Raw genomic sequence first — 10,144 nt, 5'->3', positions numbered from 1 at the left:
TTTTTTCTTTTGTTTAAATAAGCGTTAAGCTTTTTAAACTCAGAACAACATTACTACTTTTAACTCTTCAAATCAACCTTCTCTATATCCCTTTCACTGTTTCCCTTCCTCCGAAGCGGGATGCAAAAGTAGGAAAATATTTGCTTTCCCAAAATAATTCTACCTAAGTTTTTCATAAAAAGAGCTAACTACATGGTTTACAAGTGTAATGATTTACACCAGGGCTTCGTGTAACTACTACACCATGAAAAAAGGAAAAAGAAACCTGCTTAAAAAGTTCACCAAACAAAAAAAAAGAGTAATCCCATTGGAACTACTCTTTTAAAATCTTTATAGCAGGTTAATGCCCCAGGAATATATAATAGCAAAGTAGCTATTAATACAAACGTCAAGCCTAGCCGTTGCTTAATACTGCCCAGTAGCTAACATAACCAGCGTGCAAGCCTCTTCAGCTTCAATCCCGTTCTCTTTCAAGAGCAACTCCAGTTCGTCATTTTCGGTACCGGGGTTAAACACCACCCTTTTTGGGTTGGTTTTTAGGATATAATCATAATAGTCTTTTTGCAATGGCGGTCCTATATATAAGGTAATGGTATGCACATCATCATAAATCTTCCCTGGCAACTCAATATCTACGCCCGCCACCGCACCTTTCTTAATACCTATGTTGATAATCTCGTGCCCTTTACCCTTCAACATATTCGCAGCTTTGTATGCATAACGCATAGGATTAGTAGATGCACCAATAATTAATGTACGCTTCATCTATTATATTTTAAATTTAACCATCTTGCCAAGCAGCATCGCATCGCTAGCGAGAAAACACCGCAGCGACCCCACCGTACTAACAATAAACAAACATCAGGCCTAGAAAAAAGTTTGTTTAGAGAAACTTCTTCACAGCATTAGCGCAGTTGATGCCATCAATGGCAGCCGACACAATACCACCAGCATAACCTGCACCTTCGGCGCATGGAAATAAACCCGCAACCTGTGGGTGCTGGTAGCTTTCCTTATCTCTGGGAATACGCACCGGCGATGAGCTGCGACTCTCTACCCCTACTAAAATTGCTTCGTTGGTATAATAACCACGAATCTTTTTTCCAAAATGTGGCAAAGCACCCCTTAAACTTTCCGCCACAAAAGCCGGCAGCGTTTCATCCAACAGCGCGCTTTTAGTACCCGGTAAGTACGAATTTTTAGGTAAATCCACGGAAAGTCTTTTTTCCACAAAATCAACCATCCTTTGTCCCGGCGCCACCAGGTTTCCACCTCCAAGGGCAAAAGCTTGTTGTTCTATCGCAGCCTGAAAATGCATCATCCTTAAAGGATGGTCACCTTTTACGTCGTCAAGTGTAACCTGAACCACAGTTCCGGAATTGGCAAAGGGGTTATTACGCTTGGAGGGAGACCAGCCATTTACCACAATTTCGTTCTCATGAGTTGCACAAGGTGCGATAATTCCGCCCGGACACATACAAAATGAGAATACACCCCTGCTACCCACCTGTTCTACCAGGCTATAATAAGCCGGCGGCAAAAATTCGCTGCGCACAGGGCAATGGTATTGGGCGGCATCAATGATAGCCTGGGGATGTTCGATCCGCACACCTAAGGCAAACGGTTTAGGTTCAATCAGGATATTTTTTTTGTGAAGTAACTCGTAAACATCCCTTGCAGAGTGCCCCGTAGCTAAAATAACGGCATCGGCCATGATCTTCTCTTCTCCATTAACCACCACACCTTTTACTTTTCCAAATTCCACCAGAATGTCGGTCATCTTCTGATCAAAGCGTACTTCCGCCCCCGCATTCAACAAGGTTTCGCGAATGGCCGTAATAATCTGTGGTAACTTATTGGTTCCTATATGAGGTCTGGCGTCAACCAGGATGTCTTCGGTAGCCCCATGTTGCACAAAGGCTTCGAGAACTTTGTTAATATCGCCCCGTTTATTGGAACGCGTATAGAGTTTCCCGTCAGAATAAGTTCCCGCACCGCCTTCACCGTAACAATAATTTGATTCTGTATTTACGATGCCGTTTTTATTGATGGCGGCCAGGTCACGTCTACGCTGCTTTACATCTTTGCCACGCTCCAGGATAATCGGTTTGAAACCGTTTTCCACGCATTGTAAAGCTGCAAATAAACCCGCAGGGCCTGCACCTACAATAATCACATGCTTACAATTACTGACATTTTGATAGTTTATAACTGGTTTCTCTGCCAGAAATGGTTCGTCGATAAAAGCCCTTACCTGTACGCGGTAAATCACTTGTTTTGAACGTGCGTCAATAGACCGTTTGAGAATTTTAAAGCCCTGAATGCGCTTAGGATCAGTATTTAGCGCGATTGAAAGGAGTTTTTTTAATGTATCATCATGCCCAACTTCTTCGGGCAGAAGTTTGATTTCAATATCTTTTTGCATAAAACTTGTCAGGTTTTTATCCTGAATTGTAACAAAGGTACAGAAATTGCAATCTATTGTGTAAATTAAACGTTAAAGAAAAAAGTATGAAGAAAATAGTTTTAATGGTAGTAGGTCTATTTGTCGCAGTTGTCGCGCTTAGTGGTTGTGGCTATAACAATCTTGTGAAACTGGATGAAGATGTGAAAACAAAATGGAACCAGGTAGAAACACAATACCAGCGTCGGGCCGACCTGATACCAAATCTGGTAAGCACTGTTAAAGGGGCTGCAAAGTTTGAGAATGAAACTTTAACCAATGTAATTGAGGCACGTGCTAAAGCTAGCCAGATTACTATTGATCCGGATAAATTAAACGAAGAAAATATTGCGAAGTTTCAGGCTGCACAAGGACAGGTTACGCAAGCTTTGGGTAAATTGATGGTGTTAACAGAGAACTATCCGCAATTAAGGGCAACACAACAATTCAGTGATCTTTCTGCACAATTAGAAGGAACAGAGAACCGTATTGCTGTAGCACGTAAAGATTTTAACGATGCGGTACAGGTTTATAACACCAAAGTTCGTTCGTTTCCAACCAACCTAACTGCAGGCATCTTTGGTTTTAGTCCGAAAGCTGGATTTAAAGCTGATGCAGGCGCACAAAACGCACCAACGGTAGCATTTTAACAATAACTACAATAACATTAAAGGGTAATGCGTGTTTTAAACAAACCCATTACCCTTATTTATATCAAAAAATTTATGACACTTTTTAATGAACAAGAACAAGAGCTGATTGCCAACACCATTGAGGAAGCTGAAAAGGTAACTTCGGGGGAAATCAGAATCGCCATTGATAAACATTGTCCGGGTGACGCGCTGGAAACAGCTCAAAAATATTTCACCCAACTGGGGATGGATAAAACTAGCCTCCATAACGGCGTATTAATCTACCTGGCTTACGAAGATCATAAATTTGCCATTATTGGCGACAGCGGCATTAACAAAGTGGTACCACCTGATTTTTGGGAAACGACGCAAGTAGCCATGAAAGCACATTTTGCTGGTGGAAATATTGCCGAAGGACTTATTGCTGGTGTTAGTCTGGTTGGTGAAAAATTAGCCATATTTTTCCCGAGTAACCATGACGACATTAATGAGATACCGAATGATATTATTTATATGAACAATCATAAACCCAATAACTAATGAAGAAATCTATCCTGCTTTTTCTATTAGTTTTATTTGTGGGCACAGGTTTTGCCCAAGAGTTTCCACCTAAACCTAACAAACTAGTAAACGATTATACGGGCACCCTGACTGCAGCGCAAACCCAGCAGCTGGAAAATAAATTGGTTGCATTCGACGACTCCACCTCTATCCAGATTGCCATAGCCATTGTAAAGACCGTTGGCGACTACGACATTAACGATTATGCCCTTGAACTAGGACGTAAATGGGGTGTGGGCACTAAAAAGAATACAGGGATTATGATTGTGGTGAGCCTTGGCGACCGCAAGATTTCTATGCAAACTGGCTACGGAATGGAAGGTGTGTTGCCTGATGTGTATACAAAACGAATTATTGAGAACGACATTAAACCCTATTTTAAAACGGGTAACTATTATGGCGGCTTAGATGCCGGTATAGATGCCATTATCAGCTATACGAAAGGAGAGTATAAAAACGACAAACCTAAAAACGCTGGGCGGGATAAAACCTCAGCTATTCCAATTATCATCATCATCATTGTAGTCATCATTTTAATCATCCGTAAAGGTGGCGGTGGTGGCGGTGGCAGCCGGGTTATTGGCAGTCGCGGTGGTTCCGACGCACTTTTCTGGGGCATGCTGTTAGGCAGCATGACTGGCGGACGCTCTAGTGGCGGCGGTTTTGGTGGTGGCTTTGGTGGCGGAAGCGGCGGAGGCGGCGGTGGTTTCGGCGGCTTTGGCGGCGGAAGTTTCGGTGGAGGCGGTAGCAGCGGCAGTTGGTAATGGAAATATTAAAATGGCAGAAACTTTCAACAAGGTATTTGGTGAAAGAAAGGTGGGCCACTTTAAGGGTGGACACTGTGAAATTACAAACTGGCGTTGTTAAAGACGACTATTATGTGCTAGAATACTCAAACTGGGTGAATGCAATTGCCCTGACCCGCGAGAATAAAATTATCCTGGTGCGGCAATATCGGCATGCAGCCGATATTGTTTCCCTGGAAGTTCCTGGTGGCGTAATTGATGGCGACGAAGCGCCAGAAGATGCAGTTAAACGTGAGCTACTTGAAGAAACAGGTTATTCTTTTGACCAGGCAGAGCTTATTACGACACTGTATCCTAACCCTGCAACTTCCACTAATGTTACCTTTACATACCTGTTAACAGGTGGCGTAAAAACGCATGAACAGCATTTGGATGAACACGAAATCTTAAATGTGGAAGAATATACCATTGAAGAGGTAAAACAATTGCTAAAAGACAATAAGATTGACCAGGCGTTACACGCCGCAGCGTTATTCTATGGTTTGCTAAAATTAGGCGCTTTATAAGCAGCCTTTTAGCTCATCACCAATTTCTTCTGGATATCGTTCACATATCCTTTAAATTTTTTATCAGTATCTATAAGGTCCTCTACGGTTTGGCAAGCATATATAACCGTAGAGTGATCTCTACCGCCAAAGTAGGCGCCAATGGTTTTTAATGACGATTTGGTATGGCTTTTAGCCAGGTACATGGATATCTGTCTGGCCTGCACGATTTCCCTTTTTCGGGTGGGTGATTTCACCATTTCCAATGGAACTTCAAAATAATCACAAACCAACTGCTGGATAAACTCGATTGAGATTTCCTTGGTGGTGTTTTTAATGAAGTTCTTTAACATTTGTTTGGCGAGGGAAAGATCAATATCTTTTTTATTCAAGGTAGATTGCGCCAGCAGTGACACCATTGCCCCCTCCAGTTCCCTCACATTATTATCAATATTGTGGGCCACATACTCCACTACATCTACAGGAAGCTCAATGCCATCGGCATACATCTTTTTCCTCAATATGGCTATACGTGTTTCAAAATCAGGTATCTGCAAATCTGCTGAAAGCCCCCATTTAAAACGGCTTAGCAAACGCTCTTCCAGGCCTGATAAATCTTTAGGTGCCTTGTCTGAGGTTAATATTACCTGTTTACCAGATTGATGTAAGTGGTTAAAAATATGAAAGAAGATATCCTGGGTTTTCTCTTTACCGGCAAAGTTATGCACATCGTCCATGATGATGACATCCATGGCCTGGTAGAAATTCACAAAATCGTTAATCGTATTATTCTTTAAAGAGTCTACGAATTGCTGACAGAACTTTTCACAAGAAACGTAAATGACCAATTTATCTGGCAGGCTACTTTTGATCTCATTGCCAATGGCCTGCGCTAGGTGTGTTTTACCAAGACCTACACCCCCGTAAATAAGCAAAGGATTAAAAGAGGTGCCACCTGGTTTTGCGGCTACCGCGAAACCAGCCGACCTGGCTAAACGATTACAGTCGCCTTCGATATAAGTATCAAAAGTATAATTAGAGTTCAATTGGGGGTTTACATTAAGCTTCTTCAGTCCGGGTATAATGAAAGGGTTCTTGATATCTTTATTAATAGAGATGGGGATAGGCATAGATTGTAATTTTGCTTCTGCCCCGTTACCGTTTGATGGCATATTTGTAGTGTATGGAGATCCGCTATTGGATGATCGGTCTACCACAATGTTATATTCCAGGCGACCATCATCACCTAACTGCTTTTTTACCGTCTTGCGTAGTAGGCCAACATAATGTTCTTCTAACCATTCATAGAAAAATAAACTGGGTACTTGTATAGTCAAAACTGTACCTTCCAACTTTAATGCGGATATCGGTTCAAACCAAGTTTTGAAACTTTGGCTTGGAATGTTATCCTTAATTATATGGAGGCAATTGTTCCACACACTAGTACAGGTTTTTTCCATTTTCTATCTTGATAATAAGTTGGTTTACAGATACGCTAAGCGCCTTATTAACAGGCGTTTTTGACATATCGAATATTCAAAAAATTATCAACATTTCGAACTTAATTCTTAACTATTTAGTAAGTAGCTAAAAACGAGAAAGATACCAGGGTTAACCTTAATTTTTTATGTGGATAACTATTTGTTAACAAAATTTTAATACTCGCCATAAACATATCTTAGGGTATCAGCGATTTCTCCTAACGTTGCATAAGCCTCCACGGCCGTCAGGATAAATGGCATTAAATTGTCGGTTCCTTCTGCAGCAATTTTCAGCTGAGTTAAGGCTTCGGCTACCGCTTCATTATCCCGTTCGGATTTCAAGGCATCCAGTTTTTCAGTTTGTATGATTCTGATAGACTCGTCTATCTTCATCACATCGGTAATGCCTTCTTTCTCTTGTGTAAACTGGTTCACGCCCACAATAATCCGACTACCTGCCTCTACTTCCACTTGGTAGTCGTAAGCCGCTTTGGCGATCTCATTTTGGATGTATCCATTTTCGATAGCCGTAACCGAACCCCCCATGGCGTCAATTTTATCAATATACAATTGTGCGGCGGCTTCAATTTCGTCAGTAAGGTTTTCCACAAAATAAGAACCAGCCAGAGGATCAACGGTATCGGTTACGCCACTTTCAAATGCAATAATCTGCTGTGTTCGTAAAGCTATTTTAGCCGCTGCTTCTGTAGGAAGAGATAAGGCTTCGTCAAAGCCATTAGTGTGTAAGGACTGTGTACCACCCAGTACAGCTGCCATGGCCTGATTGGTTACCCGCACCACATTATTTAAGGGTTGCTGAGCGGTAAGCGTTGAGCCTCCCGTTTGGGTATGAAAACGTAGCATCTGCGCTTTGGGATCTTTGGCCCCCATGGATTTGGTAATGTTTGCCCACATTCTTCTCGCCGCCCTGAATTTGGCAATTTCCTCAAAAAAGTTATTGTGGCAATTGAAGAAAAAAGAGAGTCGTTTAGCAAAGATATTTATATCAAGTCCTTTGTCTAAAGCCGCCTGCAGGTAAGCCTTTCCATTAGCCAGTGTAAAAGCAAGCTCCTGCACTGCTGTAGATCCGGCTTCCCTAATGTGGTAGCCCGAAATAGATATGGTATTCCATTTAGGCACTTCCTTGCTACAATATTCAAAAATATCAGTGATGATCCGCATTGATGGTTTTGGCGGGTAGATATAGGTACCCCTTGCGGCGTATTCTTTTAAGATATCGTTTTGTATGGTGCCTGAGATCTTTTTTAAGTCCGCCCCTTGTTTTTTTGCAAGTGCAATGTACATAGCTAGCAATATGGAAGCTGTGGCATTGATGGTCATAGAAGTGGTTACCTTTTCTAAAGAAATACCATCAAAAAGCATTTCCATATCTTTTAAGGAATCGATAGCCACCCCTACTTTACCCACCTCACCCTCAGACATGTTGTGGTCTGAATCATAGCCTATTTGTGTAGGCAAATCAAAAGCGACAGATAATCCTGTGGTGCCCTGCTTTAAAAGGTAATGGTAACGTTTATTGGATTCTTCGGCAGTTGAAAACCCTGCATATTGACGCATGGTCCACAAACGCCCCCTGTACATATCTTTTTGTATACCCCTCGTGAAAGGAAATTCACCAGGTGCATCTAAAACCGGCTTGGCCCATGTGTAAAGTTCTTTTATTTCAATGCCAGATGTAGTGGTGATTTTTTTATCGTTCATCATAATGTTTAGATTACATCCCTTACGGCGATAGATTGTTTGAATACAGTAATAATTAGTAAACTGCAGGGGCAAAAATGTACATTATTATTTATATTTGTTATTCCTAATTTAAATAACATGAGTAATACAGTAGATACAGCATTTGCACCCGTAACATTTACCGAAAACGCCGTGAAGGAACTTTTGAAATTAAAAGACCAACAGGAGATAGCTGAAGAATTCGGATTGAGAGTAGGCGTTGAAGGTGGCGGTTGCTCTGGAATGAGTTATGTTTTAGGCTTCGAACAGAAGAAAGACGGCGATGAGGAGTTTATCATTGATGGCATCAAAGTATATATGCATAAAGCACACCAGATGTATTTGATGGGCATGCAGGTAGATTGGCAAGACGGCTTAAATTCAAGAGGTTTTACATTCAGTAATCCTAATGCAGCCAGTTCATGCGGTTGCGGAACGAGTTTCTCCGTTTAACTAACATTTGAACAAAATTATTGTAACATTTAGAGAAGTCCTGTTGTCTTAACAACGGGACTTTTTTTTATCCCTTTACGTATAGTATATAAACCCGGAAAATGACCTATACCGAAAACGTCAGACTAGCCCTGCAATCCATTAAGACTAACCGTTTAAGAACCATGCTTACGGCATTGATCATTGCCATTGGCTTGTCTGCATTGGTAGGAATTTTAACCACCCTTGATGCGGTGAAGAAAAGCATGACAGAAGCTTTTTCCAGTATGGGTGCTAATTCCTTTACCATCAGAAACCGGGGTACGGGAATCAGGGTAGGTAACCCTGGGGAAAGACCTAAACCTTTCGAATCTATCCGTTACGAGGACGCCGTTGAATTTAAGAACCGCTTAAACACCCCTGCTACAGTTGCGGTGAGTGTGCGGGCAAGTGGTGGAGCAACAGTTAAACTCGGCAACATCAAAACTAACCCTAACATTAATGTAATGGGGATAGATGAAAACGGACTGGCAGCGCAAGGTCTGGACCTTCAATCAGGCAGAAACTTCAGTCCGATGGAAATCTCCACCGGAGGTGATGTCTGTATCATTGGTAGTGAAATAAGCAAGACTTTATTTAATAACGGCTCTGCCCTCGACAAGGTAATCAACGTAGGAAATAACCGCTTTAAGGTCATTGGTGTATTGGCTTCTAAAGGCTCAAGTATGGGTTTTAGCGGCGATCGCGCGGTGTATGTCCCTTTGTTAAAAGCTAAACAGATAAACTCCAGCACCGACCCCTCCTATACCATTACCGTAATGGTAACCAATAACGACCAGTTGGAAAACATTATCGGAGAAAGTACCGCAGAATTCCGGAACATCAGAAAACTGAAGGTTTCAGAACCCAATAATTTTGAAATTACCAAAAGTGACGCCGTTGCACAAACCTTATTCGAGAACCTGGCTTTCGTGGCCATCGGTGGAGTTGCTATTGGGGTGATTACACTTATCGGGGCCTCCATTGGGTTAATGAATATTATGTTGGTGTCTGTAACAGAAAGAACACGGGAGATCGGCGTTAGAAAAGCCATCGGTGCCAATCCGAGTGTAATAAGGAAGCAGTTTTTAATTGAAGCCGTAGTCATCTGTTTGATGGGCGGCGCCTTAGGAATACTTCTGGGTATCCTCCTTGGAAATGCCATATCAATGATGATGGGTGGAGCCTTTATTATTCCATGGCTTTTTATTATCGGCGGATTTGCCCTTTGTGTATTAGTCGGCGTGGTATCCGGTTACTACCCTGCAAAAAAAGCATCAAAACTAGACCCCGTAGAAGCTTTAAGATACGAGTAGGTTATAAACAAAAATCCCCGGCAACCATTGGTTGCCGGGGATTTTTTATTTCCAGGCTATATTACCTGCCTACATATTGTGTTTCATAATACGCCTGGTAATTACCAGAAGTAACATTATTCAACCATTCTTCATTTTCTAAATACCAGTCTACAGTTTTTTCTAAACCTTCTTCAAACTGCAAGCTTGGTACCCAGCCTAATTTC

At 41.8% G+C, this 10,144-nt stretch carries 10 protein-coding genes and 1 pseudogene; 6 read left to right on the top strand and 5 right to left on the bottom strand.

The annotated features are described in order from the left end of the window. Positions 1-405: 405 nt before the first annotated feature. Both ACR2F3_RS12140 and ACR2F3_RS12135 read right to left on the bottom strand, forming a co-directional pair. A complete protein-coding gene (locus tag ACR2F3_RS12140; RefSeq protein ID WP_432710241.1) occupies positions 406-765 on the bottom strand; it encodes a CoA-binding protein in 360 nt (119 codons plus the stop codon). 118 nt (positions 766-883) lie between these two features. After that, positions 884-2,425: an NAD(P)/FAD-dependent oxidoreductase gene (locus tag ACR2F3_RS12135; RefSeq protein ID WP_432710240.1), complete on the bottom strand. Its 1,542-nt coding sequence runs from the start codon at positions 2,423-2,425 to the stop codon at positions 884-886. An 86-nt stretch (positions 2,426-2,511) separates the two neighbouring features. On the opposite strand from ACR2F3_RS12135, the gene ACR2F3_RS12130 reads away from it, so the two are divergent. The 4 genes from ACR2F3_RS12130 (at position 2,512) to ACR2F3_RS12115 (ending at position 4,948) form a co-directional block, all read left to right on the top strand. Beyond that, positions 2,512-3,093: a LemA family protein gene (locus ACR2F3_RS12130; protein ID WP_432710239.1), complete on the top strand. Its 582-nt coding sequence runs from the start codon at positions 2,512-2,514 to the stop codon at positions 3,091-3,093. A 75-nt stretch (positions 3,094-3,168) separates the two neighbouring features. Beyond that, on the top strand, positions 3,169-3,615 hold the full coding sequence (locus tag ACR2F3_RS12125) for a TPM domain-containing protein (RefSeq protein WP_432710238.1): 447 nt from the start codon (positions 3,169-3,171) through the stop codon (positions 3,613-3,615). Then, positions 3,615-4,400: a TPM domain-containing protein gene (locus tag ACR2F3_RS12120; RefSeq protein ID WP_432710237.1), complete on the top strand. Its 786-nt coding sequence runs from the start codon at positions 3,615-3,617 to the stop codon at positions 4,398-4,400. Before ACR2F3_RS12125 ends, ACR2F3_RS12120 begins: the two co-directional genes overlap by 1 nt. Then, positions 4,400-4,948, top strand: a complete 549-nt coding sequence (locus tag ACR2F3_RS12115; RefSeq protein ID WP_432710236.1) for an NUDIX hydrolase — start codon at positions 4,400-4,402, stop codon at positions 4,946-4,948. Before ACR2F3_RS12120 ends, ACR2F3_RS12115 begins: the two co-directional genes overlap by 1 nt. 8 nt (positions 4,949-4,956) lie before the next feature. Here the strand turns inward: ACR2F3_RS12115 and dnaA are convergent, their stop codons facing one another. Together dnaA and ACR2F3_RS12105 are read right to left on the bottom strand one after the other, a co-directional pair. Next, positions 4,957-6,387, bottom strand: a complete 1,431-nt coding sequence (gene dnaA / locus ACR2F3_RS12110) for a chromosomal replication initiator protein DnaA (protein ID WP_432710235.1) — start codon at positions 6,385-6,387, stop codon at positions 4,957-4,959. Positions 6,388-6,582: 195 nt separating this feature from the next. Then, positions 6,583-8,133: an acyl-CoA mutase large subunit family protein gene (locus tag ACR2F3_RS12105; protein WP_432710234.1), complete on the bottom strand. Its 1,551-nt coding sequence runs from the start codon at positions 8,131-8,133 to the stop codon at positions 6,583-6,585. A gap of 117 nt (positions 8,134-8,250) precedes the next feature. Here ACR2F3_RS12105 and ACR2F3_RS12100 point away from each other — a divergent pair, with 117 nt between their 5' ends. Further along, the gene (locus ACR2F3_RS12100) at positions 8,251-8,604 is read left to right on the top strand and encodes a HesB/IscA family protein (RefSeq protein WP_432710233.1); all 354 of its coding nucleotides are present in this window, start codon (positions 8,251-8,253) and stop codon (positions 8,602-8,604) included. Positions 8,605-8,705: 101 nt separating this feature from the next. After that, positions 8,706-9,938, top strand: coding sequence for an ABC transporter permease (locus ACR2F3_RS12095; RefSeq protein ID WP_432710232.1), 1,233 nt, complete (start codon positions 8,706-8,708; stop codon positions 9,936-9,938). A gap of 61 nt (positions 9,939-9,999) precedes the next feature. Here ACR2F3_RS12095 and ACR2F3_RS12090 read toward each other — a convergent pair. Continuing rightward, a pseudogene (locus ACR2F3_RS12090) lies at positions 10,000-10,144 on the bottom strand (dTDP-glucose 4,6-dehydratase); the annotation flags it as partial.

The organism is Pedobacter sp., from assembly GCF_045627485.1.
Classification (GTDB): Bacteria; Bacteroidota; Bacteroidia; order Sphingobacteriales; family Sphingobacteriaceae; genus Pedobacter.
This window is presented reverse-complemented; position numbering and strand designations above follow the sequence as displayed.

Coding starts and splice junctions, on each gene's coding strand:
- ACR2F3_RS12105 (WP_432710234.1), bottom strand. CDS start 8,133: ATGATGAACGATAAAAAAATCACCACTACATCTGGCATTGAAATAAAA.
- ACR2F3_RS12130 (WP_432710239.1), top strand. CDS start 2,512: ATGAAGAAAATAGTTTTAATGGTAGTAGGTCTATTTGTCGCAGTTGTC.
- dnaA (WP_432710235.1), bottom strand. CDS start 6,387: ATGGAAAAAACCTGTACTAGTGTGTGGAACAATTGCCTCCATATAATT.
- ACR2F3_RS12100 (WP_432710233.1), top strand. CDS start 8,251: ATGAGTAATACAGTAGATACAGCATTTGCACCCGTAACATTTACCGAA.
- ACR2F3_RS12120 (WP_432710237.1), top strand. CDS start 3,615: ATGAAGAAATCTATCCTGCTTTTTCTATTAGTTTTATTTGTGGGCACA.
- ACR2F3_RS12095 (WP_432710232.1), top strand. CDS start 8,706: ATGACCTATACCGAAAACGTCAGACTAGCCCTGCAATCCATTAAGACT.
- ACR2F3_RS12135 (WP_432710240.1), bottom strand. CDS start 2,425: ATGCAAAAAGATATTGAAATCAAACTTCTGCCCGAAGAAGTTGGGCAT.
- ACR2F3_RS12115 (WP_432710236.1), top strand. CDS start 4,400: ATGGAAATATTAAAATGGCAGAAACTTTCAACAAGGTATTTGGTGAAA.
- ACR2F3_RS12125 (WP_432710238.1), top strand. CDS start 3,169: ATGACACTTTTTAATGAACAAGAACAAGAGCTGATTGCCAACACCATT.
- ACR2F3_RS12140 (WP_432710241.1), bottom strand. CDS start 765: ATGAAGCGTACATTAATTATTGGTGCATCTACTAATCCTATGCGTTAT.